The organism is Nonomuraea sp. NPDC049624, assembly GCF_040675255.1.
In the GTDB taxonomy this organism is placed as follows: domain Bacteria; phylum Actinomycetota; class Actinomycetes; order Streptosporangiales; family Streptosporangiaceae; genus Nonomuraea.
The window spans coordinates 1-19,259 of the sequence record NZ_JBFAOR010000023.1; the positions used below are offsets into that span (position 1 = coordinate 1).

Sequence of the window (19,259 nt, forward strand, 5' to 3'; positions counted from 1 at the left end):
CCGTTCCGGGACACTGTGGGCACCCTGCTGGTGGACGACGTGCGGCCGTACTACGAGCGGCTGGTGGCTGAGGGCGCGGAGATCGTGTTCCCGCTCCAGGACGTGCCGACCGGAGCCGGTTTCAACGCCCGGCACCCCGACGGGACAGTGGTGGAGTACGTCCATCATCGTCCCATCTAGAACGGGCGAGCAGCGCGCTTCGGCTCGCGGCCCGGGACGAGGTGGCCTTTCCTGTGGAGGGTGCGGGACCCGGCTGGGCGCCCCCAGACGCGATCACGACCGCACCCGCGCGGTCCATGTCGTATCTCGCGGAGGACTCGGCCGCCCATCAACACCGGACATCCCCCGGCCAGGCCCGACGGAGAAGAATGATCACTTGCGTGGTCCTGCAGCACGTTCAGCACGGCAGCGGCGACCGGGAGCCGTTTGCTCGTCGACCCACGGCGTGCGCCCGTGCCTGTCGGCGGGAGAGTTCGCCGGTCACCGTGGCGGGGCCGGGCACGAGGATTGACTCCTCCTCGTACAGGTTCCGGTACGTCTCCTTCGGCAGCCCGTGCCGATCGAGCAGGTCCACGGCGTCATCCCGGGCGAGGTGACTCGATCGCATGCGGATGGCCCTGGCAGCGAAGTCCTGAAGGACCGGCCCGGCGCCCGGTCAGCGGGCCGCGGGGAGGAAGGCGCGTCGCCACGCCTTGGCGGTCAGGCGGAGTTCCGTGAACACCTCTCCGGCCCTGCGCGCGTCGCCGGTGTCCCCGCCGATGTGGGCGCGCAGGGCCAGCGCCAGGCCTTCGTGCAGGCGGTACCCCGCGGTACGGGCCAGCGCCAGGGCCAGGTCGGCGTGGCGGAGCGCCGGTTCGCGGGCGCCGCGCAGGCTCTGGCCGGCGGCGAGGCCGAGCAGCGCCTTCGTCTCCGGATAGCGGTTGCCCGCCGCCCTGGCCAGCTCCAACGCCCGGCTGTGGTGGTCGAGCGCGGCGTCCACGTCGCCGAGCGCGAGGTGGATCAGGCCGAGGGTGTGCAGGGTGTCGGCGACGAGCCTGCGGTGCCCGGTCTGGTGGGAGGCCTCAAGCGCCGTGGTGGCCAGCCGGAGCGCTTCGCCGAGGTTGCCGTCGTCGCGTTCGACCGCGGCCAGGTTGCGCAGCGTGTCGGCCTCGTTGCCGCGGTTGCCGATCTCCCGGTGCAGGTCCAGCGCGGCCAGGAGGGTGTCGCGGGCCACGGGCAGCCGGTCCAGGCCGTGCAGCACCTCGCCCATGATCGCCAGGCCGTTCGCCTCGCTGGCCCGGTGCTCCAGCTCGCGGCACAGACTCAGCGAACGGGTCAGGCTGGCCTCGGCATCGTGCAGGCGGCCCATCTCCAGGTAGAGGCAGCCGAGATTGCCCAGGTTGATGGCCTTGGCCGGGGTGTGGGCGAGGTCCTCGTTGAGGGCGAGCGCGCGTTCGAGGTGATCGACGGCCTCGCGGAGCATGCCCAGGTCGGCGTACGTGGCGCCGGCGTTGCACAGGGCGGCGGTGAGCGCCTCGTGCCAGCCGGTCTCCTCCGCCAGACGCATGGCCTCCGCGTAATGGTCGAGCGCCTGCTGCTGGCGGCCCTGGAACCCGTTCAGCCCGGCGAGGCTGAGCAGCAGCGCGACCTGCGCCCGTCGCTCGTCGGCCGCTTTGGCCGCCGTCAGGCCGGTGTAGCCCATCGTGCGCCACTCCGCCACCTGGTGACGCAGGAAGAAGTAGCCGCGCAGGGTGTCGGCGATGAGCCAGGCCAGCTCGTACGGGCCGTGCTCGGCGGTGTGGGTCACCGTGGCCAGCAGGTTCGGCAACTCGGCGTCGAGCCACCCGGACGCGGCCGTGTGGTCGGGGAAGCGTTCGGCGGCGGGCGGCATGGGCAGCCGCAGGAACTGCGGGTACAGCGTACGTGCCGCCGCGTCGGCCCGGTCGAGGTAGTGGCGGTGCAGGCGGACCAGCTCGGCCCGCTCGTCGCGGGCGTACTCGGCGGCGCACAACCTCAGCAGGTCGTGCTGGGCGAACCGGCCCGGCAGGTGCTCATCCAGCAGGCTCGCCGAGCGCAGCGCGGCCGCCAGCGCCTCGGCCTCCTCTTCGGTCGTCTCCAGGAACGCGGCCATGGCCGGGACGGTGATGTCGGGGCCGGGGATCAGGCCCAGCAGCCTGAACAACCGGCGCGCGGGCGGCGTGAGCGCGGTGTAGGAGAAGTGGAACGTGGTCCGCACGGCCGATTCGACGTCCCCGGGGATCTGGAGCACGTCCAGCCGGTCACCTGCGCGCAACCGCTCGGCGTACCGGGCGATGGGCCGGGCGGCGGGCCCGGCGGCGGGCCGGTGTGCGGGCCGAACGGGCTGACTGGAGGCGGCGGGCGCGAGCGCGCCGAGCAGGTTGGCGGCGGCGATGCGCAGGGCGAGCGGGAGGTGGGCGCACAGGGCGGCCAGCTCGGCCACCGCCGCCGGCTCGGCCCTGACCTGCGCGCGGCCGAGCAGCCGGGCGAGCAGGTCGCGGCACTCCGCCTCGGTGAGCGCCGGCAGTGGCAGCACCCGGGCGCCGTCGAGCGCGACCAGCCCGGCCAGCGTGTCCCTGCTCGTGATCAGCGTGGCCGAGCCCGCCGTGCCGGGCAGCAGCGGGCGCACCTGGCCTGGGTCCGAGGCGTTGTCCAGCACGACCAGCACCCGCTTGCCTGCCAGCATCGTCCGGTAGAGGGCGGCGGCCTCGTCCGGGTCGGCGGGGACCTGCTCGGGTGGCACGCCGAGTGCGTGCAGGAAGCGGGCGAGCGCGTCGATCGGGCCGAGCGGGTGCGCGGCGGCGTAGCCGCGCAGGTTGACGTAGAGCTGGCCGTCGGGGAACCGGTCGCGGGCGCGGTGCGCCCAGTGGACGGCGAGCGCCGTCTTGCCGACGCCCGCCGTGCCGGTGAGCACCGCGATGGCCGCGCTCTCCCGCCGCCCCTCCAGGAGCCCGTCCAGGCGGCGCAGCGCGGCGGTACGGCCGGTGAAGGCGGCCACGGCGGCGGGCAGTTGCGCGGGCACGGTCACCGCCCGTTCCGGTTGCCGTCCGGCCGGGACCTCGGGCGGGCGGGTGAGGATGCGTTCGCGGGCCCGGCGCAGCTCGTTCCCCGGTTCCACGCCCAGCTCCGCGGCCAGCCTGGCCCGCATCTCGCCGTACAGGCGCAGGGCCGCCGCCTGCTCGCCCTGCTCGGCCAGCGCCGTCATCAGCCTGGCGGCCAGGCCCTCGTGCAGCGGCTCGTCGTGCACCACCCGCCACAGCGCGGCCACCACCTGCGGCCCGGCGCCGGAGGCGGCGTCGGCGTAGGCCAGGGCGGCGGCGACGCGCGTCCTGGCGGCGGCCACCGCGATCGGGTGCTCGCGCAGACGGCCGGGCGATCCGGCGAGCACCGGACCGCGCCAGCACGCGAGCGCCGCCGCAAGGTCGTCCGCGGGCTCGTCGGGGAGGGTGCCGGCGCGGGCGGTCAGTGCCTCGAAGGCGGCCAGGTCCAGGCAATCGGCGGCGGACGCGAGGAGGTGGCCGGCGGACGTGCGCCGGATCGCCTCTGTGCCGAGGACCGCGCGCAGCCGGCCGGCGTACACGTGGATGAGGTTGTCGTACGTGCGCGGCGGCCGGTCCTCCCACAACACGTCCACGATCTCGTCGGACGGGACCGGCCGCCCGGCGTGCAGCGCCAGCAGGCCGAGCAGGGCCCGGGGCATCGCCGCGCCGACGTCCAGTTCGACGCCGCCCTGTCGGACGGCGAGGGGGCCGAGCACCCCGATCCACGGCGGCGCGGCGCGCTCGAAGCCGGCCAGCAGCTCGGCCCGGTCGGCGTCGGCCAGGGGCAGCGCGGCGACCAGGCGTTCCAGGGAGGCGCGCTGCGGGCGGCGTACGTGTCCCCGCTCGATGTCGCGCAGCGTGCGCACGCCTACACCGGCGCGGGTGGCCAGTTCGAGCTGACTCCATCCCGCCGCCACCCGCCTGCGCCGGAGCGCTTCACCGCCCGAGCTCATCTGGATTCCCGCCGCGATTCCTGCCGGTCGCCCCGCCTCAGACACCCCGTGTGCCTGGTGGACATACTGGCAAATAGTTAAGAAGCTTGCCAGTAAATCCGAGGCGCCGATTTTCTACGGTTCGGCGCATGGACCTTCTCGCCGTCGGATGTGGCGTCGCCCTCGTCGTGGTGTTCGGCGCCGCGGTCGCGGGCAAGGCACGCGACCTGCCCGCCTTCGCGCGGTCGCTGGAAGAGAGCGGGATCGTCCGCCGCCGGTGGCGCGGGTGGGCGGCGGGCGCGGTGACGACGGCCGAGTCGGCGGTCGTCGTGCTGCTGGTCGCGCCGGTCCCGCCGCAGTACGGCTTCGCCCTGGCCGCGGCGGTCTGCACGGTCTTCACGGCGGCCGTCGCGTTCACCGTGGCCCGGCGTACGCCGACGTCCTGCCTGTGCTTCGGCGGCCCGCCGCGCACGCTGGGGCCGGTGCACGTGGTCAGGAACGTGCTGCTCACCGGCGTGAGCGTCCTCGGGTACGTCGCCGGCGCTGCCCCGGCGGCGACGGTCCTGGCCGGCGCCCTGGCGCAGAGCGCCGTCGCGGGGCTGGCCGGAGCTGTCGCGGCGCTGTTGCTCATCAAGATCGACGATCTCAGGAGCGTGTTCCGATGACGTACTTGCTCATTTTCGTCACCGTGCTGAGCGTGCTGAACCTCCTGCTGGTGCTGGCGCTCATCGCCCGGCTCCGCGGCAGCGGGGGCGCCCGCGGAGCCGGGCCCGCGCCGGAACGGATCCCCCTGCCGGTGCTCCCGCCCGGAACGACGCCCGCGCCGTTCACGGCCACCACCCGCGACGGCGAGCTTGTGGACGCCGGCGCGATCCGCCTGGTCGGCTTCTTCAGCCCCGCCTGCTCGCTGTGCGGCGAGCGCCTGCCCGGCCTCCTGGACTACGTGCGCCGGGGCCGCTTCCGCCGGGAGGAGGTGCTGGCGGTGCTCATCGGCACGCCCGACGAGGTGGCGGAGCTGGCCGCCAGGATCGGACCGGCGGCCAAGGTGGTGATCGAGGAGGAGCCGGAGGGGCCGGTGTGGCGCGCCTTCGGACTGCGCGGGCTGCCCGCCTTCTACCTGCTGGACGAACGCGGCGTGATCAGCGGTTCGGGCACCGAGCCCGCCGCGCTGCCGACCGCGGAGCCGGTGTGAGGCCGGGCGACGGGAGCCCGGCGCGGTCGCTCGGGCAGGCCGTGGCGCTCGCCTGGGAGGCGGGCCGATGGTACGTCGTGCTGCAGGCCGTGCTGACCGCGGCGACGGGCGTGGCGCCGGTGCTCACCGCCTGGTACACCAAGCTCGTCCTGGACGAGGTGGCGGGGCGGGGCACCACGGCGGCGGCCCTGGCGCCGTACGTCGCCGCGCTGCTGGCGCTGGCCGCGGTCGCCGGGACGGGCCCGTACGTGCTGACCTTCGCCGGCGCCGAGTTCGAGCGCCGGGTCGGCCTGCTCGTCCGCGACCGGCTCTACACGGCCGTGAACGCGCTGCCCGGCCTCGCCCGGCTGGAGGAGCCCGCGTTCCAGGACCGGCTGCACCTGGCCGAGCGGGCCGGCAGTGCCGGGCCCGGCCGGGTGGTGACCAGCGCGCTGGGCCTGGCGCAGGCCGTGCTCATGACGACGGGATTCCTGGCCACGCTGGCCGGAGTGAGCCCGGCTGTCGCGGTCCTCGTCGCCGTCGCGGCGCTGCCGCTGCTCCGCGTGCACCTGCGGCTGGGACGGGAGCAGGCCGAGGTCATGCGGACCACGGGACACGGGCAGCGCAGGGAGCTGTTCTTCGCCCGGCTGCTGAGCATGCCGCACGCCGCCAAGGAGATCCGCCTGTTCGGTCTCGGGGACTTCTTCCGCGGCCGGATGCTGGCCGAGCTGCGGGCCATCGACGCCGAGCGGCGGCGGGTGGCGGTGCGGCAGCTCCGGGGACAGGGCGGGCAGGCGCTGCTGGCCGCCGCCATCTGGGGGGCCGGGCTGGTGTGGATCGTGGCGGAGGCGGCCGCGGGCCGGGCGTCGGTGGGCGATCTGTCGGTGTTCGTGGCGGCGGTGGCAGGCACGCAGGGCGGGCTGGCGGCGGGCGTGCGCAGCCTGGCCGCCGCGCACGAGGCGCTGCTGCTCTTCGGCCACTACCGGGCGGTCCTGGACACCGCACCCGACCTGGCCCCGCGCACGCCGTCCGGGCGCGGCGCGCCGTCCCCCGGCCCGGTCCCGCGGGGGATCGAGGTGCGGGACGTGTGGTTCCGCTACGGGCCCGACCAGCCGTGGGTGCTGCGCGGCGTCGATCTCGACATCCCCTCCGGCCACTCGCTGGCGCTGGTCGGCCTGAACGGCGCGGGCAAGTCCACCCTGGTCAAGCTGTTGTGCCGGTTCTACGACCCCGAGCGCGGCGCGATCCTCTGGAACGGCGTGGACCTGCGCGAACTCGACCCGGCGGCGCTGCGCGAACGACTGGGCGCGGTCTTCCAGGACTTCGCCGCCTACGACCTCAGCGCGGCCGAGAACATCGCGGTCGGCGACCTGACGGCCGGGCGCGCGCGGATCGAGGCGGCGGCCGTCCGCGCGGGCGCCGACGCGATCCTACGGGCGCTGCCGCGCGGCTACGACACGCTGCTCACCAAGCTGTTCTCCGACGACGAGCAGTCGGGCGTGACGTTGTCAGGAGGGCAGTGGCAGCGGATCGCGCTGGCCAGAGGGCTGTTGCGGGACCGTCCCGAGCTGATGATCCTGGACGAGCCGAACGCCGGTCTCGACCCGGCCGCCGAGCACGAGGTGCACACCGTCCTGCGCGAGCACCGCGCCGGCCGGACGACACTGCTGATCTCCCACCGGCTGAGCACGGTACGCGACGCCGACACGATCGCCGTGCTCGCCGACGGCCGGATCGTCGAGCGCGGCGACCACGAGGACCTGGTACGCGCCGGCGGCCGGTACGCCGAGCTGTTCGCGACCCAGGCCCGCGGCTACGCCCCGGCGGGCGTCCGTTGACCGCGGTGGCCGTGGCGGGCGTCGTCGGCGTGGTCGTCCTGGTTCTTCTCGTCGTCCTGGTTCTCGTGTTGCGGGCGCGGTTCCTCACGGTGACCGTACGCGGGCGGAGCATGGAGCCCGCGTTGCGGCACGGCGATCGTGTCCTGGTGCGCAGGTCGCCCCTGGCCCGGGTGCGGCCAGGACGGCTCGTGGTGGTCGCCGCGGCTCCGGGGCTGGGCATGAAGTGGATGGTCAAGCGGGCGGCGGCGGTGCCCGGGGATCCGGTGCCGCGCGCCGAAGTGCCCGCGCTGGCGACCCGGCCGGAGCCCGTCGTACCACCCGGACAGCTGGTCGTGCTCGGCGACAACCGGCCGATCAGCCTCGATTCCCGCAGGCTCGGCTACGTACCCGCCCGGCAGCTCCTGGGCGTGGTCGTCGGCCACCTGCCGCGAACTCCGCGCCGGCGTCCCGCCGGGCGGTGAGGAAAAGGTGAGGAAAGGACAACAGCAATGGTCAAGCTCGCGGAGCGGGTGCTCGCCCGTGTCCTCCCCCAGACGACCGCCGGCGCCGGCTGCACGTACCGCACCTGGTGCGACCACTGTGGCGGCTCCTACTACAAGCGGATCTTCTTCTACACCGACTGCACGTCGAACTACACCGCCTGCAACAACCCCTGCCCCTCGTTCTGACCAACCTCGGAGGCCGGACGGCAGCCCGCCGCCCGGCCTCCGGCCCAGTCACCAGCCGTGGACGTCGTTCAAGGTGAGGGCGGCCGGCGCAGCGTTCCAGCCGGGCGAATCCGACGACAGCGCGACGATCGGCCTGCTGCGCGAGATGGCCGGTGATCGGCGGCTACGACCTGCCGTGATGCGAGTGATGACCGGCGGCACTCGGCCCTGGAGGAGATTCACGCAGCGCTGCTCATGGTGGCCGCCCCGCACGCGCAGCGCAGGGCGGCAGATCACCACGGACAGGGTCCAGCCCGCACGCCAGACCATCGCACGATCGGGGCCTACCCCGGCGATCGGGCGCAAACACCCTGCCGGCTCCCCCAGCTGGGCCCTTGCGGCAGGTCTGACCTGGTGGGACAGATCACGCGCAGATCCGAGGCCCGTGTTCTGACGGGGCTTGCGATGTACTGAACGCCTCGCCGAGCACGTCGCGGGCGGACGGAAGTCGGCGATGATCAGCCGGAGCCGAGCCCGGCATCCCGCGCCCGGACAACCGCCGCCGAACGGTCGGAGACGTGCAGCTTGGCGAAGATGTTGGAGACGTGGTTGCGCACGGTCTTCTCGCTCAGCACGAGCCGCCGCGCGATCGCCTGGTTGTTCAGGCCGACCGCGACCAGGTCGAGGATCTCCACCTCGCGGTCGGTCAGCTCGGGCAGCGGGCGCGGGCGTGCCGCGGTCGTGGCGAGCACCGACAGCAGGCGTTCGCCCGTAGAGGCGCCGAACACCACCTGCCCGGCCGCGACCGCCCGCACCGAGCGCACGATGTCCTCGCCGGTCGACTCCTTCAGCAGGTAGCCGCGGGCTCCGGCGCGGATCGCGGCGAGCACGCTCTCGTCGTCGCTGAGCATCGTCAGCGCCAGCACGACCGTCTCCGGCCGGTCGGCGAGGATGCGGGCGGTCGCCTCCACGCCGCTGATGCCCGGCAGGTGCAGGTCCATCAGCACCACCTCCGGCGCGACGCGTCCGGCGAGGTCGACGGCGGCCTCGCCGGTGCTCGCGACGCCCACGACGTCGATCTCCGGCGCGTCGCCGAGGAGCGCGACCAGGCCCTCGGCGAACACCGGGTGGTCCTCCACCACCATGACCCTGATCATCAGGCCGCCAGCGGGAGTCTGACGAGCAGCAGCGTGCCCGGGCCCGAGCCGGTGACCAGCTCGAACGTGCCGTTCAGCTCCTCGGACCTGCGCCGCATCGAGGCCAGGCCGAACCCGCGCCGGACGGGCGCGCCGACGCCCACGCCGTCGTCCTGCACGCGCAGCTCCAGGGTGTCGGTGGCGCGCAGCGTGACCGTGCAGCGGGAGGCCATGGCATGCCGTACGGCGTTCGTCAGCGCCTCGGCGGCGATCCGGTAGGCGGCGAGCTCGACCGGCGGCGGCAGCACGGGCAGGTCGGGCGGCACCTCCACGTCGACCGCGAGGTCGCCGGCGAAGCCCCTGCCGAGCTCGGCCAGCGCGCCGGCCAGGCCCAGGTCGTCCAGGGGCGGCGGCCGCAGGTCGTTGACGATCGTGCGGACGTCCTCGACGGTGGCGCGGATGCGCCTGGACAGCTCGTCCATCACCCCCTTGGCCTTGGCGGGGTCGGTGTCCACGAGGCGGCGGGCGCGGTCCGTCTGGAGCGCGAGCGCGGCCAGGTTGGGGCCGAGGCCGTCGTGCAGCTCGTACAGCAGGCGGTCGCGTTCCTCCTGGCGGGCGGCGAGCATACGGCCGTGCGAGCGCTCCAGGTCGGCGCCGAGGCGGTGGGCGTGCACGGCCACCGCGACGTGCGGGGCGAGCTCGCCCACCAGCCTGTGGTCCTTCGGGCGCAGCCGTTCGCCGAGCAGCAGCGCGCCGACCGGCTCCCCCCGGTGCAGCAGCGGCACGCTCTCGGCGACCTCTCCCGGACGGCCCCAGGAGGCGACGACCGCGCCGGATTCCTCGACCGCGACGTAGTGGACGCGCAACACCCTGCCGACCTCAGCGGCCATCTGGTCGAGCAATTCGCCCGGCACGCCGGCGCCGGACAGGCGGGTGCCGAGCATGCGCAGCGCGCGGGCCGGGTTGTCGCGGTCGCCGTACACCAGACGGTTGGCGGCGGCGAGGACCCGGGCGTACAGGGGATGCACGACGAGCGCCACGAGCACCGCCGACACGCCCGCGCCGACGATGCCACCGAGGGTGAACGCGACCAGCGCGTACATGATCAGCAGCCCGACGCTGAGCGCGCCGAAGGCGAGCGCCCGCGACAGCAGGAGGTCCAGGTCCCACAGGCGGTGGGCGACGATCGCGACCGAGACCGCCACCGGCAGCGGCACCGCCGCCAGCACGAGCGCGCCCGCCCCCCACGGCGCGGCGAGCGCCACCCCGGCCAGCGCGACCGTGATCAGCGCGGCGGCCACCACCCACTGCAGCCGCCTGCGCACCTCCTCGCCCGACGACCGGTAGCGGACGGCGAGCGAGGCCACCGCGGCGGCCACGGCCCCCGCCGTGCACACCACGACCGGCCCGTCCAGCACGTCGGGCAGGCCGCGCAGACCGGCCAGCACGCCCGCGTACCCGTCGGGGAACAGGCCGGGCACGTTCTCGTACGGCACCGGCCGCAGCATCCAGTCCAGCGTGTTGGCCCCGATCGCGACGAGCGCCGCCACCAGCGCGGGCCGCCAGCGGCGCGAGGGCAGCCGCCCGTCCGGGAAGATCAGCAGGAAGACCGTCGGCACGACGAGGTAAGCCGGCATCCACAACCAGTTGGACGCCCACATCGCCCAGTCGTCACCCGGCAGCCGCCCGCCCCCGACGCCGCCTTCGACACCCTGGTTGATGCCGAGCAGCCCGTACGTGCCGAGCGCCAGCCCCACCGCCTGGGCCGCCCCGGTGAACACCATCACCCAGCCCACCCGGCCCGCTGGCCCGCCCGGCCGCTGCGACACCACGAAGAGCCCCGGCACGCCGAACGACAGCGCCGCCACACCGCGGAAGGCGTCGAACCGCTCGACGATCCCCGTGACGCCGAGCGCCCGCAGCCGCGGCTCGACCGCCAGCGAGCCGACCACGAGGGCGACGAGCACCCCGCCGACCAGCGAGGCTCGCCGTACCGATCTGTCCTTCATGGAGTGAATCGTGCCACCCGGGTGTCCCGCCGTCACGGGACGAGAAGTCCCCTCCGGGTCGGGACATGAGACTCATGACGCCCGGCGGCCGCCCCGCACATCCTTGAGGCCGTTCCCTACGACCTCAGGAGAAGAACATGTCCGTCGCCACCACGACCACCACCGATCGGCCGCTGAAGGTCTCGCTGCTCGCCGGGGTCGGGCTGCTGCTCGCCCTGGATCTGGCCGGCGCGCTCATCTCGCTGTCGGCCGGGCTGAACGCCACGTTTCTGGACGCGCTCGGCCCCCAGGCGCGCCTGTCGGCGCCGATCCCGATGATGGGCGCGCAGGTCGTCCTGGTCGCGGGGGCGACCAGCCGCCGCCGGGCGCTCGCCGCGCCCGCCGCCGGGCTGCTGGTCGTGGCGGGGGTGCTGGCGTTCATGTCCGGCTTCTACGACGGAGGCTACGCGGCCGACCTCACCGGCGGGCAGCGGATCTTCCAGATCGTCCTGGTGTGCGCGCATCTGGGGGTGGGCGTGCTGGCCGCGATCCGGCTGGTCAGGCTGCTGCGCCGCCGTAAGCCACTTGCGTGAGCAGGAAAACGTCGATCGCCGGAGCCGGCGGCGCAAGGTGGACCATCACGACCCGTCCGCAGCACGTCCAGCCATCATGGAGGCCAGCCACTCCCGGTCAGCGGCAACCGCGTCCAGGTCGCCAGGATCCTCAAGAGCACGTGATGGCCGAGCCTGCCATGCGATGACCGCCATCTGCGTGCTGCAAACGGCGCGGGGCACTGGGAGGCCTAACCCTCAAGACGAGCCACAACCACCTGCTCGGGCATGGGCCACACCCGGAGAGATCCGATCACATGGCGGACAAAACGCAGTTTTCGACGCACTACAGGCTCTAAGAGGTTGATTGGTCGGATGAAACGTGACCTTGGCGTGATCGCCTTCGTCTGAGTGGTTGGCCACAATGAGGGCCATCCCCCCACTGGAGGCCCTTGTGCGCCACGGCAAGCCCTGGCGGCTGCTCCTCGCGGCAACGCTCGCCGCGACCGGACTGACCGCTCTCTCCCCCGCCTCCGCCCAGGCGGCCGGCACCGTCTTCCACGTCTCCCCCGACGGCGACGACGCCGCCGCCGGCACCGAGGCGGCGCCGTTCCGTACGATCGAACGTGCCCGGCGCGCGGTGCGCGCGATCCTGCCCAGCGCGCCCGAGCCGCCCCGGGTACGCGTCCGCGGCGGCGTCTACCACCTCGCCGAGCCCCTCACCTTCACCCCCGCCGACTCCGGGGCCGTCTACGAGGCGGCCCCGGGCGAGCAGGTCGTGCTCAGCGGCGGACGCCGGCTGACCCCCGCCTGGACCCCGTACCAGGGCGCGACCCTGGTGGCCGACATCGGCGCGGGCCTCGACTTCGACGAGCTCTTCCTCGACGGCGCCCGGCAGATCCTGGCCCGCTACCCCAACGTCGATCCCAGGGAGCCCGTGCTCGACGGGTACGCCGCCGACGCCATCTCCCCCGAACGGGTGGCCCGCTGGAAGAACCCCACGACCGCGCTGGTCCGCGGGCTGCACCAGGGCGAATGGGGCGGGAACTCGTTCAGGGTGACCGGCGTCGGAGCCGGCGGCGCCCCGATCCTGAAGTGGGTCGGGGACAACAACCGGGGCGACGGCCTGCATCCGCAGAAGCGCATGGTCGAGAACGTCCTGGAGGAGCTGGACGCCCCCGGCGAGTGGTTCTACGACAAGGACGCCGGCCGCCTCTACCTCCAGCCGCCCGCGGGCCTCGACCCGGCCACGGCCCGCGTCGAGACCGCCGAGCGTGAGGAGCTCGTGCGGGTGGTCGGCGACTCGCCCTCCGCGCCGGTGCGCGACCTCACCTTCACCGGGTTCACCTTCACCCAGACCCACCGCACGCTGTTCAGCCGCCCGTACGAGAAACTGCAGCTCGGCGACTGGGCCATCGTCCGCGCCGGCGCGGTCTACCTGCGCAACACCCAGCGGGTCGCCATCCGCGACGCCCGGTTCGACCAGGTCGGCGGCAACGCCGTCTTCATGGACGGGTACGCCGAAGGCAACGTCGTCTCCGGCGGCGAGTTCCGCGGGTCAGGGGCCAGCGACGTCGCGGTCGTCGGCTCGCCGGCGGCCGTCCGCGAGCCGTCCACCTGGGACGACATGCGACGCACGATCACCGACACCACGCCGGGCCCGAAGACCGAGGACTACCCGCGCGACATCACCATCAGCGGCAACCACATGACCCGCAACGGCCGGTTCGAGAAGCAGAGCTCGGGCGTGCAGATCTCGATGAGCCGCCGGGTGACGGTGTCCGGCAACACCGTGCACGACGGCCCGCGCGCCTGCGTCGACATCAACGACGGCACCTGGGGCGGCCACGTCATCGAGGACAACGACATCTTCGACTGCGTGAAGGAGACCTCCGACCACGGGCCGATCAACACCTGGGGCCGCGACCGCTTCTGGCCGCTGACCGCCGGCGACGCCCAGAAGAAGGCGTACGCCAAGCTCGACGCGATGGAGACGACGAAGATCCGGCACAACCGGATCCGGCACTCCTCCCACTGGGACGTCGACCTCGACGACGGCTCCTCCAACTACGAGGTCACCGGGAACCTGCTGCTCAACGGCGGGGTGAAGCTGCGTGAGGGCTTCTTCAGGACCGTGCGCGGCAACATCTTCGTCAACGGCGGCGGCCACTTCCACGTCTCCTACGCGAGCAACGGCGACGTCGTCGAGAAGAACATCTTCGTCACCGACGACCCCTACGACTTCATCCAGAGCGACCCGTCCACGTCCGGGACGGTCTACGACGACAACCTGTTCTGGAACAACGGCAAGCCGGTCGCCGACATCAGCGCCGCGTGGCGGGCCCGCGGGCTGGACACCCGCTCGGTGGTCGCCGACCCGCTGTTCGAGGGGCAGAGCCCGTACGCCGACCCGGCCAAGCTCGACTACACGCTCAAGGCCGGCTCCCCCGCCCTCGCGCTGGGCTTCCAGCCGTTCCCGATGACCGGGTTCGGCAAGCCGGGCTCGCCCACGCCGCCGCCGCTCACCTGGCGTGCGCCCGAGACCGGCATGACGATCGGCAACCTGGCCGAGCCGCTCATGGGCGCGACGGCCACCGAGGTCCACAGCGACGAGGTGAAGTCCTCGGTCGGGCTCACCGACTACGACGGCCTGTTCCTGGCCGCCGTCCCGGCCGGGTCCCACGCCCACGGCCAGGGGCTGCGCACCGGCGACGTGATCAGGGAGATCGCCGGGACCAGGGTGACCGGCCGCGACAGCTTCTGGAAGGTCTACAACCGCACGCCCGCCGGGCGTCCGGTGCCGCTGAAGGTCTGGCGCGCGCAGGCGCTGACCGAACTGAGCCTGACCAAGGCGTACGGCGTGGAGACCATCGACAACGTCTCCGGCGTCACCTACACCGGCGAGGGCTGGGACTGGAAGAACGACCGGCGCGGCGGCGGCGGCTCGACCCTCGACGACCTGCACGCCACCCAGACCGACGGCGACTCCTTCGAGCTGGCCTTCCACGGCACCGGCGTGGAGTACATCGCCCAGGTCAACTCCGACGAGGGCAAGGTCGACCTCTACCTGGACGGCAAGCTCGACGCCACCATCGACAACAGCAACCCGACCCGGGAGTACCAGAAGGTCGTCTACACCAGGACCGGGCTGGCGCCCGGCCCGCACACGCTCAAGGGCGTCAAGAAGGACGGCTCGTACTTCATCGTGGACGGCTTCAAGATCCACTCCGCCCCCGCGAGCGAGGACGGCGAGCCTCCGGTGACGACCGCGTCCGGGGTGCCCGCCGGCTGGTCGGACGGGCCCGTGGAGGTGGTCCTGACCGCCGCCGACGCCGGCTCCGGCGTGGCGCGCACCGAGTACCGGCTCGGCGACGGCTCCTGGCAGCCCTACACGGCCCCCGTCCGGGTGGACCGCGAAGGCGAGAGCGTGCTGGCCTTCCGCAGCGCCGACCGGGCGGGCAACGTCGAGGAGCCGAAGTCGGTCACCGTCCGGATCGACGCGACGGCCCCCGCCCTGACCGTCACGCCGGACCCCGCCCGGCTGTGGCCGCCGAACCGCAAGCTGGTGCCGGTGCAGGTCGCGCTGAAGGCGTCCGACGCCGGGCCCGTCACCGTCACCCTGGTCTCGATCACCAGCTCCCAGGGCGACGCCCGGGAAGACGTGCGCGAGGCCGCCACCGGCACCGCCGACACCTCCTTCGCCCTGCGCGCCGAGCGGGACGGCGGCCAGGACCGGGTCTACACGATCACGTACCGGGCGGTGGACCGCGCGGGCAACGCCACCGAGGCCCGCGCCCAGGTCACCGTGGGACACGCCGGGTAGGCAGCGGACGGACCGGCTCCTTCCAGCCGGTCTGTCCGACTTCCGCCGTCATGCGCGTGGCGGGCTTCCTGTCAGGGCAGGACCCCGCCATGACGTCTGCGCGAGGCTTCGACGGCGGGTCCGGGATATTCCGCCGCAAACCAGTAGAACAGATCGCCACCGAGCACGAGGGCGAGCTCAACCGCGTGCTCGGGCTCTGGCAGCTCACCGCGATCGGGGTGGGCGGCATCATCGGCGCCGGCATCTTCGCGCTGGCCGGCGCCGTCGCCAACCAGACCGCCGGGCCCGCCGTGGTGATCTCCTTCCTGATCGCCGGCATCGCCAGCGCCGCCGCCGCGTTCTCCTACGCGGAGTTCACCGGCATGATCCCGAAGGCCGGATCGGCGTACACGTACGGGTACGCGGTGCTCGGCGAGATCGTCGGCTGGTTCATCGGCTGGGACCTGCTGCTGGAGTACACCGCCATCGTCGCGGTCGTGGCGATCGGCATCTCCGGCTACTTCGGCTTCCTCCTCGGCCAGTTCGGCATCGACCTGCCCGCCTGGATGCTCGGCGCGCCCGGCACCGGGCCGGGACACGTCGTGGACCTGTTCGCGGCGATCCTGTGCCTGTTCATCGCGTTCCTGCTCAACCTCGGCATGCGGTCGGCCGCCCGGTTCGAGACGTTCGTCGTCGCGATCAAGGTCGCGGTGGTGCTGCTGGTGATCGTGGTCGGCTTCTTCTACATCGAGACGGCCAACTACACGCCGTTCTTCCCCTTCGGCTTCGGCGGGGCGGTGACCGGCGCGGCCACCGTGTTCTTCGCCGTCTTCGGCTACGACGCCATGAGCACGGCGGCCGAGGAGTCGAAGGACGCCCAGCGGCACATGCCCAAGGCCATCCTCTACTCCCTGGCCATCTCGATGGTCCTGTACGTGCTGGCCTGCCTCGTGCTCACCGGCATGCAGAACTACCAGGACATCGACCCCGAGAGCGGCTTCTCCTCGGCGTTCGCCTCCGTCGGGCTGTCCGGGCTGGCCAGCGTCATCGCGGTCGGCGCCATCGTCGGCATCCTGACCGTCATGTTCACGTTCATGCTGGGCGTCACCCGCGTGTGGTTCGCGATGAGCCGGGACGGGCTGCTGCCCTCCTGGTTCGCCAAGCTCCACCCCGTGCGGCACGTGCCGTCCAGGGTGACCTGGATCGTCGGCGCCGGGTCCGCGCTCATCGCCGGGTTCCTGCCGATCAGGGAGGCGGCGGAGCTGACCAACATCGGCATCCTGCTGGCCTTCGTGGTGGTCTGCGCGGCGGTGATCGTGCTCCGCTACCGGCGTCCCGACCTGCCGCGCGGCTTCCGCATGCCGGGCATGCCGGTGGTGCCGGCGATCGGGGTGCTCTTCTCCCTCTGGCTGATCACGTTCCTGGAGCCGCTGACCTGGCTCAGGTTCGTCGTGTGGTTCCTGATCGGGCTGGTGATCTACTTCGCCTACGGGCGCCGCCACTCGGCGCTGAACCGCCCCGACTGACGTCCGGCGGCGGGGTCAGTTCGTGTCCTGGTAGACCTTGGGGCCGATGGCCTTGTACGCGGCCTTGGAGGCGTCCTTGAGCCACGGCCGGGTGCTGGTGGAGTTGGCGCGGTTGGTGTAGACGGCCATGGTGTGCAGCAGGTAGCGGTGGGTGTACCCCACCCATCCCCAGGTCTGGGCCCGGCTCCAGCTCGTCGAGTGGCACAGCCCCGAGCCGGGGCCCTTCCTGGGGCATACGATCCCCCAGGCGTCGGCGTAGGCGTCGTCGAGCCGGGCGTACGCGGTGTCGGCCCGGCCGTCGTTCTTCAGCGGCACGACCCACACCGAGACCATGATGCGCTTGTTCCCGGGGGCTCCGGGGTTCACGTACGAGCCCTTGACCATCTTCGAGCAACGCGCCTTGCGCAGGACCGAGCGGACGTTGGCCGCGTGGTAGGCGTCCGGGCACTTGTCCACGCCGCTCGACCGGAGGGTGTAGCGCACGCCCTTGGCCGTGGTGAAGGAACTGGGCAGCAGGGCGCTCGGCGTCAGCGGGATCGGGTCGGTGTCCTGGCGGTCGAGGTCCCCCGGGTCGAACGGCTCCTCGGTGGGCGGTTCGAGGGTGGGCGTCTCAGTGGGCGTCTCGGTGGGCGTCTCGGTGGGCCCCGGGGTGGCCGGCGACGGCGACGGTGTGGGGGCGACCGCGTCCGGCGAGCCGGAGGACGCCGCCGTCAGCCGGCTGTCCCCGCGCTCCGGGCCGAGATCCTTCACCACCGAGACCACGAACACCGCGGCCGCCACGACGAGCGCCACACCGACCACTCCCAAGCCGACCCCCAGACCGACCTTCATCCCCGTACTGAGACCGGCACCGGACGGAGGCGGCCCCCCGGGCCCTGGGAAAGGCGGCCTCGAAGTCCCCTGCGGCGGTGGCGGCGACATGTGTGAGGGCGACGGCAGGAGCGGCGCCCCCGGCGATGGTGCCGGTGACGGTGCTGGGAACGCCGGCGGAGGCGGCGACGGCGGCCCCACCGATGGTGCCGGGGGCAGCAGCGAAGGTGACGGCGGCTGAGGTGACGGCGGCCGCAGCAGCGGGGACCCTTGCGATGGTGCCGGTGGCAGCAGCGGCAGTCCTCGCGATGGTGGCGGGGGCGGTGGTGGGGATGACGGCGATGGCACCAGTGGGGGTGACGGCGGGGGTGGCGGGGGCTGGAGCGGGGGTGGTGGGGGCGGTGCGTGGGTGGGCGCGGGCGTGGCCGACGCGGCGGCCTGCCGCAACTCCTCCGCCCACTGCTCCGGACGCGGCCGCTCGTCGGCGGGCCCATCGAGCGCCGCCGCCGCGAGGTCGGCCGCCGCGGGGGCGACGGCGGCCAGCCGTCTGGGGTCCGTGGAGGTCCGGTCGCGGGCCAGGAGCCGTACGGCCAGCAGCGCGAACCTGTAGGCGTCGGCCTGCGGGGTGCCGTCGGGCTCGTCGGCGGGGATCTCCCAGCCGGGCGTCTCCACCTGGGGTAACGCCGCCGCTCCGGCGAGCCGCATCGTGTCGCAGCCGATGAGGAAGCACTCCGGGGAGCCGTCCGTGGCGAACAGCAGGTGCTCGGGCGACAGGTCGCCGACGACGATGTCCATCGCGTGCAGGCGGGCAAGCGTGTCGGCCAGGTCGGCGAGCAGCAGCAGGCGGTCGCGATCATCGACCCGCCGACCGATGCCACCGCCGTGAGCGCCGTCATGAGCGCCGGCGTCGGCGGGGTCGCCGGTGCTGACGTGGGCAGGATCGTCGGCAGGGGTGTGGGCGTCGTGGTTGAGCAGGAGCTCCATCGTGGCCGGTCGGCGCTCGGTTCCCGAGGGCGTCCGCAGGTCGAAGGAGAACCGGTGGGGCACCGACCGCATGAGGAAGCCGCGGACCGCGCCGTCGTGCCGGACGATCTCGGCGGGCCAGGCAGCCTTGTCGCACAACCAGGCCGCGTCCCATCCGGGTAGCCGGCCGATCAGCCCGGCCATCTCGGTGAGCACGCCGGCGTCGAGGCCAGGCAGGACGGCGGGGTCGTACTCCTTGTAGACGACCTCGAACTGGCCGTTGATCCGGCGCCCGGGCACCTCGTGGACCGTGCCCCGGCCGCCCCGCCCGAGACGCCGTCCGAGGACGAGGTCCGCCCGGTCAGTACCGCCCGTCGCGCCGGTAGCCGGGCCGTTCGTCGGGTCGTTCATCGCGTCGTTCGTCGGGTCGTTCATCGCGTCGTTCGTCGGGTCGTTCATCGCGTCGTTCGTCGAGCCGCTTGTCGAGCCGTTTGTCGAGTCGCTCATCGGGCCGCGTCCCTCGGCCACAGGGCCGGCAGCGTGCGGTCGCCGTCGAACGCCTGCCCGGAGAAGTCCAGCAGGCGCGCCAGCCACGGCGCGGGCTCGGCCCCGGGGCGCGGCGGCTCCGGCTCGGGGCCGGGCGCGTCGAGCACGACGCGCTCCCGGGCGCGGATCCGGTCTGCCTGGTCCGGTGCGTGCCGCACGTGCGCTCCCCGTCCTTCGAGCCTTCGAGCCCGCCCTTTTTCGGAGGATATCAGCGTCCATTTGCTGAAGATCAAGGATTTGTGGAGCCGGATCTGCCGGTGCCCCCGGCATACCGTGGCGTTATGGAAATTTGTGAGCTGTTCGCCTGACCA

The 19,259-nt window shown here is 73.3% G+C and carries 15 protein-coding genes; 9 read left to right on the forward strand and 6 right to left on the reverse strand.

Annotation, left to right across the window (positions count from 1 at the left end):
* On the forward strand, nucleotides 1-180 hold a 180-nt coding region (locus AB0J76_RS47605), incomplete at its 5' end, for a VOC family protein (RefSeq protein WP_352330923.1).
* A 475-nt stretch (nucleotides 181-655) separates the two neighbouring features.
* Here AB0J76_RS47605 and AB0J76_RS47610 read toward each other — a convergent pair.
* Nucleotides 656-3,991: a BTAD domain-containing putative transcriptional regulator gene (locus AB0J76_RS47610; RefSeq protein WP_364394013.1), complete on the reverse strand. Its 3,336-nt coding sequence runs from the start codon at nucleotides 3,989-3,991 to the stop codon at nucleotides 656-658.
* 128 nt (nucleotides 3,992-4,119) lie between these two features.
* On the opposite strand from AB0J76_RS47610, the gene AB0J76_RS47615 reads away from it, so the two are divergent.
* From AB0J76_RS47615 to AB0J76_RS47635, 5 genes are read left to right on the forward strand one after another with little or no spacing between them, the layout of a single operon-like run.
* Nucleotides 4,120-4,635, forward strand: a complete 516-nt coding sequence (locus tag AB0J76_RS47615) for a MauE/DoxX family redox-associated membrane protein (protein WP_352331302.1) — start codon at nucleotides 4,120-4,122, stop codon at nucleotides 4,633-4,635.
* Nucleotides 4,632-5,162, forward strand: a complete 531-nt coding sequence (locus AB0J76_RS47620) for a hypothetical protein (protein ID WP_364394016.1) — start codon at nucleotides 4,632-4,634, stop codon at nucleotides 5,160-5,162. Before AB0J76_RS47615 ends, AB0J76_RS47620 begins: the two co-directional genes overlap by 4 nt.
* Nucleotides 5,159-6,979: an ABC transporter ATP-binding protein gene (locus AB0J76_RS47625; RefSeq protein ID WP_352328481.1), complete on the forward strand. Its 1,821-nt coding sequence runs from the start codon at nucleotides 5,159-5,161 to the stop codon at nucleotides 6,977-6,979. Before AB0J76_RS47620 ends, AB0J76_RS47625 begins: the two co-directional genes overlap by 4 nt.
* Before the next feature lie 5 nt (nucleotides 6,980-6,984).
* Nucleotides 6,985-7,440 (forward strand): S26 family signal peptidase, encoded by a 456-nt coding sequence (locus AB0J76_RS47630; RefSeq protein WP_352328490.1) that lies wholly within the window; start codon nucleotides 6,985-6,987, stop codon nucleotides 7,438-7,440.
* A 27-nt stretch (nucleotides 7,441-7,467) separates the two neighbouring features.
* Nucleotides 7,468-7,647 carry a hypothetical protein gene (locus AB0J76_RS47635; protein ID WP_352328482.1) on the forward strand — a complete coding sequence of 60 codons (180 nt, stop codon included), beginning with the start codon at nucleotides 7,468-7,470 and terminating at the stop codon, nucleotides 7,645-7,647.
* A gap of 48 nt (nucleotides 7,648-7,695) precedes the next feature.
* On the opposite strand, the gene AB0J76_RS47640 is transcribed toward AB0J76_RS47635, so the two are convergent.
* The 3 genes from AB0J76_RS47640 to AB0J76_RS47650 form a co-directional block, all read right to left on the reverse strand.
* Nucleotides 7,696-7,956 (reverse strand): hypothetical protein, encoded by a 261-nt coding sequence (locus tag AB0J76_RS47640; protein ID WP_352328484.1) that lies wholly within the window; start codon nucleotides 7,954-7,956, stop codon nucleotides 7,696-7,698.
* Nucleotides 7,957-8,144: 188 nt separating this feature from the next.
* Complete coding sequence (locus tag AB0J76_RS47645) at nucleotides 8,145-8,771, reverse strand: response regulator transcription factor (RefSeq protein WP_352328485.1); 627 nt, start codon at nucleotides 8,769-8,771, stop codon at nucleotides 8,145-8,147.
* A gap of 11 nt (nucleotides 8,772-8,782) precedes the next feature.
* Nucleotides 8,783-10,771, reverse strand: a complete 1,989-nt coding sequence (locus tag AB0J76_RS47650; RefSeq protein ID WP_352328486.1) for a sensor histidine kinase — start codon at nucleotides 10,769-10,771, stop codon at nucleotides 8,783-8,785.
* 137 nt (nucleotides 10,772-10,908) lie between these two features.
* Between AB0J76_RS47650 and AB0J76_RS47655 the strand changes: the two genes are divergently transcribed.
* The 3 genes from AB0J76_RS47655 (at nucleotide 10,909) to AB0J76_RS47665 (ending at nucleotide 16,629) form a co-directional block, all read left to right on the forward strand.
* Nucleotides 10,909-11,343 carry a hypothetical protein gene (locus AB0J76_RS47655; protein ID WP_352328488.1) on the forward strand — a complete coding sequence of 145 codons (435 nt, stop codon included), beginning with the start codon at nucleotides 10,909-10,911 and terminating at the stop codon, nucleotides 11,341-11,343.
* Nucleotides 11,344-11,755: 412 nt separating this feature from the next.
* Nucleotides 11,756-15,124, forward strand: a complete 3,369-nt coding sequence (locus AB0J76_RS47660; protein WP_364394022.1) for a right-handed parallel beta-helix repeat-containing protein — start codon at nucleotides 11,756-11,758, stop codon at nucleotides 15,122-15,124.
* An 89-nt stretch (nucleotides 15,125-15,213) separates the two neighbouring features.
* Nucleotides 15,214-16,629, forward strand: coding sequence for an amino acid permease (locus AB0J76_RS47665; RefSeq protein WP_352326281.1), 1,416 nt, complete (start codon nucleotides 15,214-15,216; stop codon nucleotides 16,627-16,629).
* 15 nt (nucleotides 16,630-16,644) lie between these two features.
* Here AB0J76_RS47665 and AB0J76_RS47670 read toward each other — a convergent pair whose 3' ends face one another.
* Together AB0J76_RS47670 and AB0J76_RS47675 are read right to left on the reverse strand one after the other, a co-directional pair.
* Nucleotides 16,645-18,909 carry a hypothetical protein gene (locus tag AB0J76_RS47670; protein WP_352326282.1) on the reverse strand — a complete coding sequence of 755 codons (2,265 nt, stop codon included), beginning with the start codon at nucleotides 18,907-18,909 and terminating at the stop codon, nucleotides 16,645-16,647.
* On the reverse strand, nucleotides 18,906-19,106 hold the full coding sequence (locus AB0J76_RS47675; RefSeq protein ID WP_352326284.1) for a hypothetical protein: 201 nt from the start codon (nucleotides 19,104-19,106) through the stop codon (nucleotides 18,906-18,908). The genes AB0J76_RS47670 and AB0J76_RS47675 overlap by 4 nt, the downstream gene beginning before the upstream one ends.
* Between the last annotated feature and the right edge of the window lie 153 nt (nucleotides 19,107-19,259).